This is a genomic window from Martinezella rhizogenes, from assembly GCF_000799715.1.
Classification (GTDB): Bacteria; Pseudomonadota; Alphaproteobacteria; order Rhizobiales; family Rhizobiaceae; genus Rhizobium; species Rhizobium rhizogenes_C.
Map to the genome: position 1 here is coordinate 898826 of NZ_JUHG01000011.1, position 19466 is coordinate 918291.

At 60.0% G+C, this 19466-nt stretch carries 13 protein-coding genes and 1 pseudogene; 5 read left to right on the forward strand and 9 right to left on the reverse strand.

All coding sequences use genetic code 11. The features are described from left to right. Positions 1–356 precede the first annotated feature (356 nt). Complete coding sequence (tdh, locus tag EX00_RS08270) at positions 357–1394, reverse strand: L-threonine 3-dehydrogenase (protein WP_047456200.1); 1038 nt, start codon at positions 1392–1394, stop codon at positions 357–359. Positions 1395–1415: 21 nt separating this feature from the next. Further along, positions 1416–2603 (reverse strand): glycine C-acetyltransferase, encoded by a 1188-nt coding sequence (locus EX00_RS08275; RefSeq protein ID WP_047456201.1) that lies wholly within the window; start codon positions 2601–2603, stop codon positions 1416–1418. A 264-nt stretch (positions 2604–2867) separates the two neighbouring features. On the opposite strand from EX00_RS08275, the gene EX00_RS08280 reads away from it, so the two are divergent. Then, positions 2868–3638, forward strand: coding sequence for an SDR family oxidoreductase (locus EX00_RS08280; RefSeq protein WP_047456203.1), 771 nt, complete (start codon positions 2868–2870; stop codon positions 3636–3638). Positions 3639–3658: 20 nt separating this feature from the next. Here the strand turns inward: EX00_RS08280 and recQ are convergent, their stop codons facing one another. Beyond that, positions 3659–5539 (reverse strand): DNA helicase RecQ, encoded by a 1881-nt coding sequence (gene recQ, locus EX00_RS08285; RefSeq protein WP_047456205.1) that lies wholly within the window; start codon positions 5537–5539, stop codon positions 3659–3661. 7 nt (positions 5540–5546) lie between these two features. Then, on the reverse strand, positions 5547–7541 hold the full coding sequence (dnaG, locus tag EX00_RS08290; protein WP_047456206.1) for a DNA primase: 1995 nt from the start codon (positions 7539–7541) through the stop codon (positions 5547–5549). A 564-nt stretch (positions 7542–8105) separates the two neighbouring features. On the opposite strand from dnaG, the gene EX00_RS08295 reads away from it, so the two are divergent. Continuing rightward, positions 8106–8348 carry a hypothetical protein gene (locus EX00_RS08295; protein WP_047456208.1) on the forward strand — a complete coding sequence of 81 codons (243 nt, stop codon included), beginning with the start codon at positions 8106–8108 and terminating at the stop codon, positions 8346–8348. 201 nt (positions 8349–8549) lie between these two features. On the opposite strand, the gene EX00_RS08300 is transcribed toward EX00_RS08295, so the two are convergent. After that, complete coding sequence (locus tag EX00_RS08300; protein ID WP_047456210.1) at positions 8550–9002, reverse strand: GatB/YqeY domain-containing protein; 453 nt, start codon at positions 9000–9002, stop codon at positions 8550–8552. A 309-nt stretch (positions 9003–9311) separates the two neighbouring features. On the opposite strand from EX00_RS08300, the gene carA reads away from it, so the two are divergent. Beyond that, on the forward strand, positions 9312–10520 hold the full coding sequence (gene carA, locus EX00_RS08305) for a glutamine-hydrolyzing carbamoyl-phosphate synthase small subunit (RefSeq protein ID WP_047457597.1): 1209 nt from the start codon (positions 9312–9314) through the stop codon (positions 10518–10520). Positions 10521–10612: 92 nt separating this feature from the next. Here the strand turns inward: carA and EX00_RS08310 are convergent, their stop codons facing one another. The 4 genes from EX00_RS08310 to ypfJ form a co-directional block, all read right to left on the reverse strand. Continuing rightward, a complete protein-coding gene (locus EX00_RS08310) occupies positions 10613–11185 on the reverse strand; it encodes an EVE domain-containing protein (RefSeq protein ID WP_047456212.1) in 573 nt (190 codons plus the stop codon). A gap of 98 nt (positions 11186–11283) precedes the next feature. Beyond that, on the reverse strand, positions 11284–12681 hold the full coding sequence (locus tag EX00_RS08315) for an MATE family efflux transporter (RefSeq protein WP_047456214.1): 1398 nt from the start codon (positions 12679–12681) through the stop codon (positions 11284–11286). A 148-nt stretch (positions 12682–12829) separates the two neighbouring features. Then, positions 12830–14086, reverse strand: a complete 1257-nt coding sequence (locus tag EX00_RS08320; RefSeq protein ID WP_047456216.1) for a TCR/Tet family MFS transporter — start codon at positions 14084–14086, stop codon at positions 12830–12832. A 340-nt stretch (positions 14087–14426) separates the two neighbouring features. After that, entirely contained in the window at positions 14427–15359 is a 933-nt protein-coding gene (gene ypfJ, locus EX00_RS08330) for a KPN_02809 family neutral zinc metallopeptidase (RefSeq protein WP_047456220.1), read from the reverse strand. Between the two features lie 208 nt (positions 15360–15567). Between ypfJ and EX00_RS31960 the strand changes: the two are divergent. Beyond that, a pseudogene (locus EX00_RS31960) lies at positions 15568–15675 on the forward strand (LytTR family DNA-binding domain-containing protein); the annotation flags it as partial. Between the two features lie 170 nt (positions 15676–15845). Next, entirely contained in the window at positions 15846–19331 is a 3486-nt protein-coding gene (carB, locus tag EX00_RS08335) for a carbamoyl-phosphate synthase large subunit (RefSeq protein WP_047456222.1), read from the forward strand. The last annotated feature ends 135 nt before the right edge of the window (positions 19332–19466 follow it).

A 19466-nucleotide genomic window follows, 5' to 3' on the forward strand; every position in this document is an offset into this window, starting at 1 on the left:
CCGACAAAGACCTAACGGAATGACCTTTAATGTCTGCTTAACCACGATCACCGGCACCGGACAGCAAAGCTGGATTGCGTTTGGATTTCCGGCCATGGTAGATGAAGGTCCGCCTGATCCAGTTTACCGTTTTCCGAGGACAAACGGTGATTCCTATAATTTTTGTTCTCGTCAAGCTTTTCCAGCAAAAAAGCCTGTTAAAATCGTGAAAAAGCCTTATCCACAGGCTCCGCACGCCGGAAACAATTGTTCCCCGTATTTAGGAAGTCCCCGCACGATGACAAGAGCAGCTTCGTCAAACGCCGGTATTTCCACAATCTGCGGGCTATACTGATGCGATCAAGCCACAAATAGGCTCAAATCCAGTCCATTACCACCTTGCCGGAGTTGCCGGAACGCATCGCTTCGAACCCTTCCCGAAAATCATCGATGCCGATGCGATGGGTAATGACCGGCGAGACGTCGAGCCCGCCCTGAACGAAGGCGATCATCTTGTACCAGGTCTCGAACATTTCGCGGCCATAGATGCCCTTCAGGTTCAGCATCTTGAAGATCACCTTGTTCCAGTCGATCTCGAAGCCGGCGGGCGCGATGCCGAGAATGGCGATCTTGCCGCCATTGTTCATTTTGTCGATCATGTCGCGAAAAGCGGGGGCCGCACCCGACATTTCCAGACCGACGTCGAAACCCTCGGTCATGCCGATGGACTTCATCACATCGGCAAGATTTTCCTTAGACGCGTCGACGACGTAGTCGATGCCAAGTTTGCGAGCGAGCGCCAGCCGGTTCGGGTTGATATCGGTGATGACAACCTTGCGCGCGCCGGACCGTTTGGCAACCATCGCGCCCATGATGCCGATCGGACCTGCTCCAGTGACCAGCACGTCCTCACCCACGAGATCGAAGGACAGCGCCGTGTGCACGGCATTGCCGAAGGGATCGAAGATTGCCGCCACCTCGTCCGGAATGTCATCAGGGATCGGTACGACATTGGATTCGGGAATGCAGACGAATTCGCCGAAGGAGCCGGGGCGATTGACGCCGACGCCGAGCGTGTTGCGGCAGAGATGTCCCCTGCCCGCCCGACAATTGCGACACTTGCCGCAGACGATATGCCCCTCGCCGGAAACACGCTCGCCGACATGATATTTCGTCACCGCCGAGCCGACCTCGGCAATCTCGCCGCAAAACTCATGACCGACGACCATCGGCACCGGAATGGTTTTTTGCGCCCATTGATCCCAGTTCCAGATATGCACATCCGTGCCGCAGATCGCCGACTTCCTGACCCGGATCAGCACATCGTTCGGCCCGACCTCGGGAACCGGCACATTTTCCATCCACAGCCCGACTTCAGGCTTCGATTTAACCAGCGCCTTCATCATGTTCGACATGATCTGTCGTCTCCAACCGATTCAAATGATTCCGAGTTCTCGTCCCGCCTCGGCGAAAGCGGCAATCGCGCGCTCGACGTCGGCCTTCGAATGTGCCGCCGACATCTGCGTGCGGATACGCGCCTGCCCCTTCGGCACGACAGGGAAGGAGAAGCCGACAACATAGACGCCCTTTTTCAGCATCAGCGCCGCCATTTCCTGCGCCACCTTGGCGTCGCCAAGCATGACCGGAATGATCGGATGGTCGGCACCGGCAAGCGTAAAGCCCAGCTTGGTCATTTCGCTGCGAAACAACTCGGCATTGCCGCGCAGTCGATTGCGCAGAGTATTGCCGTTATCGATGAGGTCAAAAACCTTCAGCGACGCAGCCGCGATGACAGGCGCCAGCGTATTGGAGAAGAGATAGGGGCGCGAACGCTGGCGCAGCCACTCGACGATCTCGGCCTTCGCGGAGGTATAGCCGCCCGATGCGCCGCCGAGTGCCTTGCCGAGGGTGCCGGTGATGATGTCGATCCGGCCCTCGACGCCGCAATATTCCGCCGAGCCGCGGCCGTGATCGCCGACGAAACCGACCGCGTGACTATCATCGACCATGACCATGGCGCCATATTTTTCGGCGAGATCGCAGACGCCACCGAGATTGGCGATAATGCCGTCCATGGAGAAAACCCCATCGGTGGCAATCAGCTTGAAGCGGCTGCCCTCCGCCTTCTTCAGCTCTTCCTCCAGCGCCGTCATATCATTGTTGGTATAGCGAAACCGTTTCGCCTTGGAGAGACGCACGCCGTCGATGATCGAGGCATGGTTGAGCGCGTCGGAGATGATTGCATCCTCCTCCGACAGCAGTGTCTCGAACAGCCCGCCATTGGCGTCGAAGCACGAGGAATAGAGGATCGTATCCTCCATACCGAGAAAGGACGATATCCGCGCCTCAAGCTGCTTGTGCTCCTCCTGCGTGCCGCAGATGAAGCGCACCGAGGCCATGCCATAGCCGTAGCGATCGAGCGCCTTCTTCGCGGCTTCGGCCAGCTCGTCGTTATCAGCGAGACCAAGATAATTGTTGGCGCAGAAATTCAACACGCGCTCGCCGCTGGCAACCGCAATCTCGCCGGCTTGCTTGGAGGTAATGACGCGTTCGGACTTATAGAGCCCCGCATCTTTCAGGCCGGCGAGTTCCGTACGCAAGTGAGATATGAACGCAGAGGTCATGGTCGCATTCCGATGCTGGTCACAGTGCCTAACTCATCAAGAAATAACACAGGATTCGGCCTCTTGCTGCATCCAGCAGCGGCAAAAATGCGCGGCGTCGTGGCGCTGGCACGATACGGGCCACGTTCGATATTATCTGTCGAACCGACCGAAATATACGCAAGTTCTCAGCCTGGTTTCATCAGCTGCCATTGCAAAAATTACTTGACTGAGTCCAATATCTTGCTGCAAGTCGATCTTGATCTCAAAAACAAGGGGAGAGCCATGAACATATTTCACAGATTCTCCCTCGCGGGCCGGATCGCGCTCGTCACCGGCGGCGGACGTGGCCTGGGTTTCGAGATGGCCAAGGCGCTCGCCGACGCGGGAGCGCATGTCGTTATCAATGGGCGCACGCCAAAGACACTGGATAGTGCCGTGGAAGCCATCCGCACGACGGGCGGTTCCGCCGAAGCCGCCGCTTTCGACATTGCCGACCGCGAGGCGCAGCGCGCCGCGATGGCGGATATCGAGAAAAATCACGGACGGCTCGACATTTTGATCAACAATGTCGGCGCCCGCGACAGGCGCCGGCTGGCCGATTTCGACGACGAGGCGATCCTCGCTTTGCTCAACACGGATCTTGCCGCCTCAATCATGCTCTCCCGTGATGCCGCCCGCCTGATGAAACAACGCAATCATGGACGCCTGATCTCGGTCACCTCGATCAGCGGCCAGGTCGTCATGCCCGGCGACTGCGTCTACCCCGCTGCCAAACAGGGGCTGACCGGCCTGATGCGTGGCATGGCCGTGGAATTCGGCCCGCACGGCATCACCAGCAATGCCATCGCTCCAGGTTGGTTCGCAACGGAAACGAATGCCGCGATGGCGGCGAATGAAGAGCTAATCCCCTTTGTCCGGCAGCGTATTCCGGTTCAGCGCTGGGGACGGCCGGAGGAGATCGCGGGTGCTGCGCTGTTTCTCGCCAGTGACGCCGCCTCCTTCGTCAACGGTCATGTCCTGACCGTCGATGGCGGCATGACCGTCAGGATGTGAATAAGCACAGCACCTAGACGTCACCGATCAGTGAAATTCTTGATGACTTTCAAGAACGCATCCCCATAGCGCTCCAGCTTCGCCTGCCCGACACCTGAAATCCCTAGCAAAGCATTGCGGCTCGTCGGCTGTTCCGTCGCAAAGGCGATCAGCGTCGTATCCGGGAAAACGACATAGGGCGGTACGCCGAGTTCCTTGGCGATCCTGGTACGCTCGGCTCTCAAAGCATCGAACAGGGGCTGTGCCTCGCCCGAGAGGCTCGACTGCCGCTTTTCGATCCGTGCACCCTTCTTGGTGCGACGGCCTGCTTCCGGCCGGTCCTTGCGGAAGAAGACCTGACGTTCGTGCTTGAACACGGCCTTTGCCTCCGGCTCCAGCTTCATCGCGCCAAAGGCGGTATGATCGACGCTGATAAGACCGTTTGCCAACAATTGCCGAAAGACGGATTGCCAGGTGCGGGCGGGAATATCCTTGCCGGCACCGAAAACCGGCATGTCGACATGACCGAAGCGCTCGGTCTTCTCGTTAACGGTCCCCATCAGCACATCGATGACATGGCCAGTGCCGAAACGCTCGCCGGTGCGATAGACGGCGGCCAGCGCCTTGATCGCCGCTTCCGTGCCGTCCCAGGTCTCGACCGGCTTCAGGCAGGTATCGCAATTACCGCAGCCGCCAGCATGCGCCTCGCCGAAATGCCCAAGGATCGCCTGCCGCCGGCAGCCGGCTGTCTCGCAGACCGCAAGCAGTGCATTGAGTTTCCCCCGCTCGACACGCTTGATTTCTTGCGCCGCATTGCCCTCATCGATCATTCGTCCCCGCTGGATGACGTCGGCCATACCGTATGCCATCCAGACCTCCGACGGCAGCCCGTCGCGGCCGGCGCGGCCCGTCTCCTGATAATAGGCCTCGATGGAGCCTGGCAGATCGAGATGGGCGACATAGCGCACATTCGGCTTGTCGATGCCCATGCCGAAAGCGACCGTTGCCACCAGGCAAAGATCTTCCTCCTTCAGAAACGCATCCTGATTGGCATCACGAACCGAGCGGTCCATCCCGGCATGATAGGCAAGCGCACGAACGCCCTGCCCGTTCAGCCATTCCGTAGTATCCTCGACCTTGGCCCGCGACAGGCAATAGACAATGCCGCTATCGCCACGATGACCATCGAGAAAGCGCAGCAACTGCTGGCGCGGCTGGTCACGCTCGACAATCTCATAGGCAATGTTCGGCCGGTCGAAGCTGGTTGTGAAGACTTGGGCGTTGTCGAGCCCCAGCCGCTCGATAATATCGTCGCGCGTATGCGGATCGGCCGTTGCCGTCAGCGCGATGCGCGGCACATTGGGAAAGAGTTCCGCAAGCTTGCCGAGATCGCGATATTCCGGCCGGAAATCATGTCCCCATTGCGAGACGCAATGCGCCTCATCGATCGCGAATAGAGCAATCTTCGCCCTGGCGATCATCTGCTGGAACCCGTCGGTGAGTATCCGCTCGGGCGTGACATAGAGCATGTCGAGCGTGCCGCTGGAGACGGCGCGATAGATATCGCTCGCCTCCTCGCGCGACAATGACGAGTTCAATGCCGCCGCGCGGATGCCGAGCTGTTTCATGGCCTCGACCTGATCGCGCATCAGGGCGATCAGCGGCGAGACGACGATGCCTATGCCGTCGCGGCAAAGGGCCGGAATCTGGAAGCACAGCGACTTGCCGGCCCCGGTTGGAAACAGTACCACCGCATCGCCGCCTGCCACGACATGCTCGACCACCTGCTGCTGCTTGCCGCGAAAGGCGGGGTAGCCGTAGACCCGCTTGAGTATGTCGAGCGGCGCCATTCCGGAACTGCGCTCCGCAAATAGCGCATCGTCGGCGGAAAACCGCGGTTCCTGTCTATCCGGCTGTGACATTTATCCCCTACTTCCCTGCGGGTCCTTTGATACGGCCGGAAAGCACCCCGAAGCCGTCAATGATCGCTTCCTGGTTTTCCAGCCGCAAGGCTTCGAGCTGCACTTCCTGCAAAGCGCGCATCAACTGTTCGATGAGTTCGCCGTCGCTCTCCTCCGTCGCCTCGGCAACGGCACGCTCCAGCTCGATCTTGTGCCAGCGCAGCGCCTTCGAGCGCTTATGGAGCGCAAGCGCCTGGCGATAGCCCTCGCGCGCATCCTCCATCGCCGCTTCCTCGGTCGCCGTCCAGAGGCGGGCATTGCGCACCTGCTGGTCGAGGGTCTTCAGCAATGCGGCGAAACCCTGCTCTTCCAGCTGTTCGATCAAACGCTCTCGGCTAAGCTGCTGAGCCGATATGGTTGCCGCCGCTCCGAGCATGGCAGACCATAGGCGCTGCAATTCGCGGCTCTCGTAGTCGATCGCGGCGATCTCATCATATTCGTCCTGCAACAGCAGCGGATGATTGACAATGGTCACCGCCAGCACGCTTTCGCGCAGGCCCGGAATATCCTGATGGCCCTTGATCATTCCCGAACGCATCAACCGATCCGTCGCCTTCGTGCTGACGGCCACCGGCCGACCACCGCCCTGTCCACCACGACCGCCGAAGGAGCGGCCGTTGCCCTCGCGAGAAAACCCGCGCCCCTGCTGATTGTCGTTGCGGCGGAACTGTGGTTGGAACAGCCCGTTCAAACGGTCGCGAATATCCTGCTGATAATGACGGCGGACATTCTCGTCGGCGATAACCGAAACCATCTGCTTCAGCCGCGCCTCAAGCTCGGCGCGCGCCTCCGGCGTGTCGAAGGTACCCTTGCTGATTTCGCGACTCCAGATCATCTCCGCCAGCGGCTTTGCCTGCGCCAGCACCTTGTCGAAGGGCGCACGCCCGTCATGGCGGACGAGATCGTCCGGGTCCTTGCCGTCGGGAAGAAGCGCGAAACGGACCGTGCGGCCGGGCTTGATATGCGGCAACGCCAGATCGGCGGCGCGATTGGCGGCGCGAATGCCAGCGCCATCGCCATCAAAGCAAAGCATCGGCTGCGGCGTCATCTTCCACAGAAGCTCGAGCTGGTTCTCCGTCAGCGCCGTGCCGAGCGGTGCGACGGCGTTCTCAACGCCGGCCTGATGCAGCGCGATGACGTCCATATAACCTTCGACGGCGATGATCGTCCCTGAACCGTCGTTTCCCTGGGCGGCACGCCGCGCGCGGGTGAAATTGTAGAGCACATTGCCCTTGTGAAAGAGCTCGGTCTCGTTGGAATTGAGATACTTCGCCGGCGCGTCCGCCGACATCGCACGGCCGCCGAAGGCGATCACCTTTTCGCGCGACGACAGAATCGGGAACATGATGCGGTCGCGGAAGCGGTCGTAGGAGACGGGAATATCCGGGCCATGCACCACGAGACCGCAAGCTTCGATCTGTTCTTTGGCAATATCCTTGCCGGCCAAAAATTCCTTCAGCGCGTTGCGGCTTTCCGGCGAATAGCCCAGACGGAAGGTCTCGATGGTGCGGCCGGTCAATCCGCGATCGCGCAGATAGGCGCGCGCCCTCGCCCCGTTTGCCGTCTGTAGCTGATCCTGAAAGAACTGCGTCGCCATCTCCATAACATCAAGCAGCGAAGTGCGTTCCTTTTCGCGCTTCGCTTCCATCGGATCGGCGATCGGCATGGGAACACCGGCCATATCGGCGATCTGCTGCACCGCCTCGGGAAAGCTCAACCCTTCCAAATCGGTCAGGAAGCGGAAATGATCGCCGGTGACACCACAGCCGAAGCAATGATAACGGCCCTTGCGATCCTCGCAGTGGAAGCTCGGCGACTTCTCGCCGTGGAACGGGCAACAGGCCCAATAATCGCCGCGCGGCACGTTGGTCTTGCGCCGATCCCACGTCACACGACGGCCAATCACGTCCGAAATGGGAACGCGGTCGCGAATCTCGTCGAGAAACGTATTGGAAAATCTCATAATTACCTCTGGCTTGCCCCCTTATAAGCAGGAACAGCGCGCATTGCCACGAGAACCCTTCACCACACCCACTATTCACAACCCCTCGCGCACGGGCCGAAATTCAACCACTCCGATCACAAGACCGTGATTGCAGCCGTGTTGTTAATGCCCTCGTAACCGCCTGAAAAGCGATTTTGACATCATCGATGACAGAAACCGCAGCGCCTTCTTGCGGCACTCATGCACACCTGAAACACAGCTCCTCCGTGCAAGAAAAATGATGGAAAAGCAAATGCTTGTCCACCATCTTAGCTAGCCAGAAGAGAGTGCTGCAACACCCACCGCAACCATTGGCCGAAGATCGAAGCGCGCGCGATCTTCCCCTTTGGTGGCACATTTGCGGCATGGTTCGTAAGCCAAACATTATTTTTTTGTAATTTGATTGTTCATGTGCAGAGCAATAGCTTTCATCCCAAGGGACGAGACAAGCCGGCGAAACAAAATGGTTTCGCGACGCGACATGCCGAGACGCCCCGACGAGCCGGAAACCAAAGATACTGGTTTTCAGTTTAGGAGACTAAAATGCGCGTTCTGCTGGTGCCTTTTGCCGCCGCCGCTCTCTTCGCCACAGCTAACTATAGCTCGGCAACGATGACGGATGGCGCAGCGCCCGCGACGACCACGAACGTGCTCTATACGGATGTTGGCTATCAGCTTCCGGTTGATGTGAAAGTTCCGGCTCTCAGGGCCGGTGTGAAAGTTCAAATATCCTGGCTGGAATCGCAAGGCATGGAATTGCCGCAACAGATCAGGATCACTAGATAAGATTTAACCTATCCCCAGGTGAGGCACCATCCCTACCCCCGGCGCCGCCTCACCTGGGTGCCTTTGCAATAGACGTTTGATTTTTGGGCCCCACCCTGCGTTATCAAACGGCTGCAAAGCGCAAGAAGGCAGGAGCTCCCCCAGCTCCTGCCTTCTCTATTTTGGGCCTATAGCAGAATAAAATATCGAGAATCGAACGGCTTACTTCAGCAGCTCTTTCAGGATCGCCGAAGCCTTGGCGAAATCCATCTGCCCGGCATAGCGCTCGCGCAGCGCCGCAATGCACTTGCCCATATCCTTCAGGCCCTGGGCGCCAAGCTCAGCCACGACGGCGGCGCAAATCTCGCGCACTGTCTCTTCGGGGAGCTGCTCAGGCATAAAGCCCTGAATGACCGTGATTTCCTCACGCTCCTTCTGAGCCAGCTCCGGGCGGTCACCATCGGTATACATCTTGACCGATTCTTCGCGCTGCTTGATCATCTTGGCGAGCAACTGCAGGATTTCGTCGTCGCTTGCCGGTTCCTTGGCCAAGCCGCGATTGGCGATATCCTTGTCCTTGATCGCGGCCAGGATCAGGCGCACGGTCGAAAGCCTCGCCGCATCCTTGGCCCTCATGGCATCCTTCTGGGCGTTGGAAAGCGTTTCGCGGATCATGTCTTTAACTCCCTAAGCAGGCCGGCGACGATCGCCCAGCCTCTCATTTCATGTTGCCAGTCTCATAGACCATGAGCCGCGATCAATGCAATTGCGCGCCCTGCGGCCGAAACTCGGCGAATTCCCTGGCGGGAAACGAAAACGGCGCATTGACCGGAACGCCTTGTTTGGCTATGTCCAACACCTGCACATTAGATCGATATTAAGGTCTCAAGCCGCGACGCATGTCGCTGGCTGCAATCTGCGACAAACATGGCGGAAGCCCCCGGCCTTTTCAAGGCCGCGCACGACGCCGGAAACGGGATGACAATGACCGCCACAGCTCCATGGACAATTGAAAAGCCAAGCGCCCTGCTCGTTCTCGCGGACGGCACCGTGATCGAAGGCAAGGGCATCGGCGCGACCGGCAAGGTCCAGGCCGAAGTCTGCTTCAACACGGCGCTGACAGGCTACGAGGAGATCCTGACCGACCCCTCCTATCTCGGCCAGATCGTTACCTTCACCTTCCCCCACATCGGCAATGTCGGCACCAACGAAGAAGACGTCGAAGACCTGACGCCGGCCGCCCGGCACGGCGCCGTCGGCGTCATCTTCAAGGCCGATGTCACCGATCCTTCGAACTACCGCGCCGCCAAGCATCTCGACCAGTGGCTGAAGGCCCGCGGCATCATCGGCATGTACGGCATCGATACCCGCGCGCTGACCGCCTGGATCCGTGAAAACGGCATGCCCAACGGCGTCATCGCCCACGACCCGAACGGCGTCTTCGATATCGACCAGCTGAAGGCGGATGCCAAGGCCTGGAGCGGCCTCGAAGGTCTCGACCTCGCCAAGGTCGCCACATCAGGCCAGTCGTCGCAATGGTTGCAGACACCCTGGATCTGGGACGAAGGCTATGGCGAGCTGAAGGCTGCCGACGCCAAGTATCACGTCGTCTGCCTCGATTACGGCGTGAAGCGCAATATCCTGCGCCTCTTTGCCGGCCTCGACTGCAAGGTCACCGTGCTGCCGGCAACCGCATCCACCGACGACGTACTGGTGCTGAAGCCGGACGGCATCTTCCTGTCGAACGGCCCTGGCGATCCGGCGGCAACCGGCAAATACGCCGTGCCGGTTATCCAGGACCTGCTGAAGACGGACATTCCGCTGTTCGGCATCTGCCTCGGCCACCAGATGCTCGGTCTCGCGCTCGGCGCCAAGACCGCGAAGATGCATCAGGGCCATCACGGTGCCAACCATCCGGTCAAGGATCACACGACGGGTAAGGTCGAAATCGTCTCGATGAACCACGGCTTCGCGGTTGACGCGAGCTCGCTGCCTGAAGGCGTTGAAGAGACTCACGTTTCGCTCTTCGACGGCAGCAATTGCGGCCTGCGCGTTTCCGGCAAGCCGGTCTTCTCGGTGCAGCATCATCCGGAAGCCTCCCCTGGCCCGCAGGACAGCCACTACCTCTTCCGCCGCTTCGTCAATCTGGTGCGCGAGAAGAAGGGCGAAACGGCCCTAGCCGAGCGCGCATAAGCAGCGCCGCCATCATCATTAGCTAAAAGGAAAGCCCCGGATTGATCGTCAATCCGGGGCTTTTACTATTAGGAGCTAGCAATACCGCTTGGTCAGGCCTGCAAGCGGCGGCGCCGGACCTCTTCAAGTTCGCTCGTGAGAATTTCCTGCAGGAACTCGAAATCGGATTCACCGAACGGAACCAGGCCGAACCTCAACTTGTAGCCCCAGTTCTTGTCCTGGGTGAAATCGAGCCAATCCAGCAGCGGGCGGATAGGTTGCTCCGGCACATCAAGCCAATCGACATCGCGGCGATACGCCTTGCCGCATGCCATCTCGCCTTGATAAGGCTCGCCATCCCGAACATATCCGATCGCCGTAAAGCTCTTAAAGCCGTCCTTGTCGCCCATGGCCACGGACGGGGAATAATAAACCACGCCGTCACCCGGCTTGATCCGCTTCAGCGGCCCCTGCTTGCCATGATTGACCTGCATGAAGCCATGCGCCCGCCCGTACCGGACATGCGCGGCACAGGCTACCGCCAACCAGTACGACCTTGCTTTCGGCTGCTCGCGCCGAGGCGAAGCATCGGAACGGGCGAGCATGTGCACGACGGCACCGTGGTTGAGATATCCATCCAGCGGGAAAAGCGTGGCCTCGCTATGAGCGCTTGCTTTGTATGTCATGGTCGTCTCCCATCAAATTGGTATGACGCCACTATACGGGATCATGCTGCCAATATCTGTCAGCAGTCTTCTCGCCGAGATACGAAAAAGGGCCGGCGTCAGCCGGCTATTTTCTCCGAGCGCACCAGAACATAGAACCGCACGCAAAGCATCACCGAGGCTGCGGTCAGCCCCAGGAGGAAGCCGAGCCAGATGCCGACGCCACCGAAGCCGAGCGGAAAGGCAAGCAGCCAGGCCAGGAAGAAGCCGATCGGCCAATAGGCGATCAGCGCCAGGATCATCGGCACGCGCGCATCCTTCAGGCCGCGCAACAGGCCGCTGGCGATCGCCTGCAGACCATCGACGAGCTGGAACAGGCCTGCAACGACGATCAGCGGCGCGGCATAGGCGAGCACCTCCGGCGCCTCGACCGAGGTCACATCGAGGAACCAGCTTCCGAACCAGGTCGGCATGGTGGCGAACAGGATACTGCCCAGCAGCGAGATACAGCTCGAAACGATGAGCACGACGATCGCCGCACGCGTCAGACCAATGTGATCCCCCTGGCCATGCGCGACGCCAACCCGAACGGTCGCCGCCTGACTGAGGCCGAGCGGGATCATGAAGGCGATCGACGCCCATTGCAGCGCGATGCCGTGGGCGGCAAGCTCGATCGTGCCGATCTGCCCCATCAGCAGCGATGCCACAGTGAACAGGCTGACCTCGGCCAGAACCGTGATGCTGATCGGGAAACCGAGACGAATCACGTCCCACAATGCATGCCAATCCGGCCGCCAAAGACGAACGAAAATCTCATAGCGGCGCGTCTTTTCGCGGCTCTGCACGAAGGCGACGATGAAGAGGAAGCCTGCCGTCTGCACCGCCACCGATACGATCGCAGCGCCGTGCAGCCCGAGCGCCGGCATGCCGAAATGGCCGAGCACCAGCCCGTAGGCGAGTATGGCGTTCATCACCAGCATGGCGATGGTGACATAGAGAATGATGCGAGCCATGCCGATCGCGCTCACCAGCGCGCGGATAACGTTATAAAGCAGCCCCGGCAGCACGGCGTAATGACCGATGGCGATATATTCGCTGGTAAGCCTTGCCACATCAGGCTTCTGTCCTGCAGCCAAGAGGATCTGCTCGGAATAAAAGAAGGCCGGCTGCGTCAACAGCCAAAAGGCGGTGACGACCCAGATGCCCATGCGCAGCGCCCGGCGCACCGAAGTGACATCGCCTTGGCCATAGGCCTGCGCCACCAGCGGCACGACAGCGATGGAGAAGCCGGAACCAAAAATCTGGATGGTGAACAGGAACTGGGCAGCCAGAACCATGGCGGCCAGTTGCTCGGCGCCGAGACGGCCGACGATCATCACATCCGTGGTGTTGATGCCGAGCTGCGCCAGCTGCGCGCCGATCAGCGGTATGCCGAGCGCCAGGGTGGCGCGGAAATGCGCAGACCACGAATTATCATTGTCGCGCGCGAACGGGCGCGCAGTTGCCGGCATATCCATTTTGAAAACTCGTTTTCAGAAACGCGCTGACCGCTCCTACCCAAGGACGCGCGAGCCTGCCGCCTTAGCGCAACTTCAGCCAAAAAGCCAGTTGGCAAAGCCAAGATGCTAAAGAATTCATCAGATCATCAAAATATCTGATGATTATTTAGGCCACCTCTTGAGCGGCCGGTTCTCGCGCGGCTTTCGGCTCGTCCTTGCGCACCTTGACAACGAAGAGGATCACCGCCGTCAAGATCAGGATCGCCGACATGATGAAAGGGGCACCGGCAAAAGTGACGGGTGCTTCCGGAGCAGTGAAAAAGCGAAACAGGTAGGGAAACAGCACTGGTCCGATGATGGCCGTGATGCTGGTCAAGCTCCCGAGAGCGCCTTGCAATTCTCCCTGTGCTGACGGCGATACCTTGCTTGCGGCGATAGAGCGCAACGGCGCATCCGCAACGTTTTCGATCACGGTCAGGACAATGACCGCATAAACCATCCAGCCCTGCCAGGCGAAGGCATAGCCCACCAGGCCGATGCCGGAAAAGACAAGTCCCAACACCACGGTTTTCCATTCGCCGAGCACGGGCACAATGCGGGGCAAGACCAGCCCCATAACCAACGCCATGCCAATGCCGTAGGTGCCGAGCGAAATGCCGATCTCCAACGACGTCCAGTCATAACGATAAGAGGAGACAAAGGACCAGACCGCCGGGAAGACACCATGCGCCAGCCAATTGAAGAACATCACGACGAAAATCCAACCGAGCCCCTGATAGCGGCGCACCTGCCGCAGAGCGCCGAACGGACTGGCGCGCCATAGCTCAAAACGGCGACGGTTCTTCGCCTCCAGCGTTTCCGGCAGCAGGAAATAGGCGCCAATAAAGTTCAGCAACGCCAGCGCGGCCGCGCCATAAAAGGGTGCACGCGGACCGAACTCGCCGAGAAAACCGCCAATGACCGGCCCGAGCACGAAACCGACGCCAAAGGCCATGCCGATCAGGCCAAAATTCTTCGCCCGGTTCTGGTCAGTGCTGATGTCGGCGATATAGGCAGAGCAGGTCGAGAAACTTGCACCGCTGATACCAGCCAGGATGCGGCCAGCGAACAATATCCAGTAGGTTCCGGCGATAGCGCAGATGAAATTATCAATCGCGAAGGTCAGCACGGAGGCAAGCAGGATCGGGCGGCGGCCGAAGCGGTCGCTCAAATTGCCGATCAACGGCGAGAACAGGAACTGCATGGCGGCATAGGCAAGCAGCAGCCAACCGCCATCCGTCGCCGCCTCGCTGACCGAAGCGCCCGTCAGCTCTTCCAGATATTGCGGCAACACCGGCATGATGATGGCGAGGCCCATGACATCAAGGAAGAGGATAATAAAGACGAGCAACAAGCCGCGGCGCGCAAATTTCTGGTCGATCATGGAGTTTGCCTTTTGGCGGCCCTATCTTCATGAAGAGACAGAACGTGAACGAAAATTGGTGCGTCCCCAATACTTGAAGATTTTGCCCGAAACAATCCGTGAACGCTTCAATCTTTCTGATTTATCGGCCGTTTTCTTTGATCTTTGGCGTCTGGGATGCCCGCTTTGCTGCAGTCGCGACGAGAGGGCTCGCACGGGCCGCCAGCAATCCGGCGATCACCGCCAATGTTGAGAAGATCTCATCCGGCCAGTCGGCGTTTTGCCGTGCTCAAAAGCTCCAGACCGCCACCTTCTCCCGCCCCTTCCACAGGTTCAGGAGCGGGAAGAAGGGATCGAGATGCTAAACCGGATTGTTCAGCGTATCGCAATCGCTGAGCTTGCCGGAATCGAAGCCCTGCTTGAACCATTTCATCCGCTGCGCCGAGGTGCCGTGGTTGAAGCTATCGGGAACGACGTAGCCCTGGCTGCGCTTCTGCAGCGTATCGTCGCCGATCTGCTGCGCGGCATTCAGCGCCTCTTCGAGGTCGCCCTGCTGCAGAATGCCCTTCTGCTGCGTGAACTTGCCCCAGATACCGGCAAAACAATCGGCTTGCAGTTCAATACGCACCGACATCTTGTTGGCATCCGCCTCGCTCATGGTCTGACGGGCCTGATTGAACTTCGGCAGGATGCCGAGCAGGTCCTGAACATGATGGCCGACTTCATGCGAAATCACATAAGCCTGCGCAAAATCGCCGGAGGCGCCGAACTGGTCCTTCATCTGCTGGAAGAAGGTCATGTCGAGATAGACCTTCTGGTCAGTCGGGCAATAGAACGGCCCGGTCGCCGCCGAGGCCGTGCCGCAGGCCGAAGGGAAACTGCCCGAAAACAGCACCAGCTTCGGATCGGTATAGGTCTGGCCCATGGATTTGAAGATACCGGTCCAGGTATCCTCGGTATCGGCGAGCACCGTAGCGACGAACTGCTTCATCTCGTCATTGGCCGGTGCCGCCGTGCCGCCGCTGGAATCACTTTGCTGATAGCCGGAGCCGGAGCTCGAGCCGCCGGTCAAGGCACCGCTCTGCTGCAGCAACCCGATGACGTCGACACCCATGGCTCTCAGCACCAGAAAGATCACCACCAGAACGATGATGGTGCGGAAGCTCAAGCCTCCGCCCCCTATGCCTCCACCGGGAAAGCGAAACCCGCCGCCGCCGAGAGGACCGCCCCCCGTCGGCGAGGAGCCGCGCTCATCCTCGATATTGTCGGATTGCCGACGTCCCTTCCAGTCCATGGTGCACCTCCGGGCGACTGTTGAATCGATACTGTTTCATACACTTATATATCGAGGACGGGACGCAACGCCAGTTCTCCGTGAGGGCATTATCAAATCAAACGTCGACGCCTCCTTGCTTCCAGGATCGCAAGCCATACGAGGACGGCCGCTATCGTTGCGACCATGACAGGCAGAGCCATCACATCGCCGGAAAAGACCTCCCCACGAAAGATTGAAACGCGACAACGGTAAGCTTTTCGTGGTGACGCGCGACGGTACGACAATCCCGGTGAGCCGCCCCTATGCGGAGGATGCGCGGCGGCGCTTTGGATAGAAGCGGCGGGAGCTGTCGATTCCTGTCGATTCCGCGATTTATGGGGTTCCGTTTATAGATACATTTGCCTATAAGCCGCTTCTAGCCTGAAAAGACTTGACCATGCGCCCCGGCCGGTGATCTCCCACCCTGGCCGGTTTTTCGCGCAGCCAAAAAACGGATGTGAGCCCATGCCGAAGCGCCAAGATATCAAATCGATCCTCATCATCGGTGCTGGACCGATTGTCATTGGTCAGGCATGCGAATTCGATTACTCCGGCACACAGGCCTGCAAGGCGTTGCGGGAGGAAGGCTATCGCGTCATCCTCGTCAACTCCAACCCGGCGACGATCATGACCGATCCGGGCCTGGCGGACGCGACCTATGTCGAGCCGATCACGCCGGAAGTGGTTGCCAAGATCATCGCCAAGGAACGTCCGGACGCGCTGCTGCCGACCATGGGTGGCCAGACGGCGCTGAACACCGCGCTATCGCTGAAGCGCATGGGTGTGCTCGACCGCTACAATGTCGAGATGATCGGTGCCAAGCCGGCCGCAATCGACATGGCCGAAGACCGTGCCCTCTTCCGCGAAGCCATGGCCCGCATCGGCCTCGAAACGCCGCGCTCGATGCTGGCCAACGCCACCGACATCAAGGATGCCGACCGCAAGACGCATGAAGCCGAGCGCAGCAAGCTGAAGGCCTCCCTTTCCGGCGCCAATCTCGACAAGGCGCTCGACGAGCTGGAAAACCAGTGGAATCTCGGCGAGAGCGACCGCAAGCAGCGTTATATGAGCCATGCCATGGCAATTGCCGCGCAGGCGATCGATCATGTCGGCTTGCCCGCCATCATTCGCCCCTCCTTCACCCTCGGCGGCACCGGCGGCGGCATTGCCTATAACCGTTCGGAATTCTTCGAAATCGTCGGTGGCGGTCTCGATGCTTCGCCGACCACGGAAGTGCTGGTCGAAGAATCGGTGCTCGGCTGGAAAGAATTCGAGATGGAAGTGGTCCGCGACACGGCGGACAACTGCATCATCATCTGCTCGATCGAAAACATCGACCCGATGGGTGTGCACACCGGCGACTCAATCACGGTTGCGCCGGCACTGACGCTGACCGACAAAGAATACCAGATCATGCGCAACGCCTCGATCGCAGTTCTGCGCGAGATCGGCGTCGAGACCGGCGGCTCGAACGTGCAGTTCGCTGTCAATCCGAAGGATGGCCGTCTGGTCGTCATCGAAATGAACCCGCGCGTGTCGCGCTCCTCCGCGCTGGCCTCGAAGGCAACCGGCTTTCCTATCGCCAAGGTCGCGGCCAAGCTTGCCGTCGGCTATACGCTGGACGAACTGGAAAACGACATCACCGGCGGCGCAACGCCGGCCTCGTTCGAACCCTCGATCGACTATGTCGTCGTGAAAATTCCGCGCTTCGCCTTCGAAAAATTCCCCGGCGCCTCGCCTGTGCTGACCACTGCGATGAAGTCGGTCGGCGAAGTCATGGCCATCGGCCGCACCTTTGCGGAATCGCTGCAGAAGGCGCTCCGTGGCCTCGAAACCGGCCTCACCGGCCTCGACGAGATCGAAATCCCGGGCACGGAAGAGGGTGAAGGAAACCGGAACGCCATCCGTGCCGCCATCGGCACGCCGACGCCGGACCGCCTGCGCATGGTTGCCCAGGCGCTGCGCCTCGGCCTGACCCCGGAAGAAGTGCATGAAGGCTGCAAAATCGACCCCTGGTTCATCGAGCAATTCAAAAACATCGTCGATATGGAAGCCCGCATCCGCGAGCATGGCCTGCCGGAAGACGCAACCAACCTACGCATGCTGAAGGCCATGGGCTTTTCCGACGCGCGCCTGGCGACGCTGACCGGCAAGCGGCCGAAGGAAGTGGCGGAGCGGCGCAACGCCCTGAACGTCCGCCCCGTCTTCAAGCGCATCGACACCTGTGCGGCCGAATTCGCCTCGCCGACGGCCTATATGTATTCGACCTATGAAACGCCCTTCGTTGGCGCCGCCCGCTCGGAAGCGCAGGTCTCCGACCGCAAGAAGGTCGTCATCCTCGGCGGCGGCCCGAACCGTATCGGCCAGGGCATCGAGTTCGACTATTGCTGCTGCCATGCCGCCTTCGCGCTGAAGGATGCCGGCTATGAAGCAATCATGATCAACTGCAACCCGGAAACCGTTTCGACCGACTACGACACCTCGGACCGGCTCTATTTCGAGCCGCTGACGGCCGAAGACGTGATCGAAATCCTGCGTGCAGAGCAGGAAAACGGCGAAGTCGTCGGTGTCATCGTGCAGTTCGGCGGCCAGACGCCGCTGAAGCTTGCCGAAGCGCTCGAAAAGAACGGCATCCCGATCCTCGGCACAGCCCCGGATGCGATCGACCTTGCCGAAGACCGCGACCGCTTCCAGAAGCTGCTGATGAAGCTCGACCTCAACCAGCCGAACAACGGCATCGCCTACTCGGTGGAGCAGGCCCGCCTAGTCGCCTCCGAGATCGGCTTCCCGCTGGTCGTGCGCCCGTCTTACGTGCTCGGCGGCCGCGCCATGCAGATCATCCATTCGGAAGGCATGTTGCAGACCTACCTGCTCGATACCGTGCCGGAACTGGTCCCAGAAGACATCAAGCAGCGCTATCCGAACGACAAGACCGGCCAGATCAACACGCTGCTCGGCAAGAACCCGCTGCTGTTCGACAGCTACCTCGCCAACGCCATCGAAGTCGATGTCGACTGCCTGTCCGACGGCACCGACGTCTACGTTGCCGGCATCATGGAGCATATCGAGGAAGCCGGCATCCACTCCGGCGATAGCGCCTGCTCGCTGCCGCCGCGCACGCTGTCGCCCGCCATGATCGACGAGCTGGAACGCCAGGCAAAGGCCATGGCCAAGGCGCTGAACGTCGGCGGCCTGATGAACGTGCAGTTCGCCATCAAGGACGGCATCGTCTACGTGCTCGAAGTCAACCCGCGCGCTTCGCGTACCGTGCCTTTCGTCGCCAAGACCATCGGCGCGCCGATCGCCAAGATCGCCGCTCGCGTCATGGCCGGCGAAAAGCTGGATGCGGTCTTTGCCGCCTATGGCGAAAAGCCCGATCCGCGCAAGCTGAAGCACATCGCCGTCAAGGAAGCCGTCTTCCCCTTCGCCCGCTTCCCCGGCGTCGACATTCTGCTCGGACCGGAAATGCGCTCGACCGGCGAAGTCATTGGCCTGGATACGGATTTTGCGCTGGCCTTCGCCAAGTCGCAGCTCGGCGCCGGCGTCGAACTACCGCGTGACGGAACGGTCTTCGTCTCCGTTCGCGACGACGACAAGCCGCGCGTCCTGCCCGCCATCCGCATGCTGACCGAGCTGGGCTTCAAGGTGCTCGCGACCGGCGGCACGCAGCGTTATCTGGCCGAGCAGGGCATTGCCGCCACCAAGATCAACAAGGTGCTGGAGGGTCGTCCGCATATCGAGGACGCCATCCGCAACCGCCAGGTCCAGCTCGTCATCAACACGACTGACAGCAACAAGGCGATCTCTGATTCGAAGTCGCTGCGCCGCGCGACGCTGATGCAGAAGGTGCCTTACTACACCACCATGGCCGGCGCCGAAGCCGCCGCCATGGCGATCAAGGCACTGAAGGCCGGCAGCCTCGAAGTCCGGACTTTGCAGAGCTATTTCTAAGGCAAGCGAAGGCCACGGCCACTACTTCCCAGCTGCTGATCGTTGGTTGTGCAAAACAGGCTTTGGCGAGTGTGGACCACGACCAACCTCGCCAAAAGTCACCGAATTTTCTGGAAATCGGCTGTCGCAATCTGC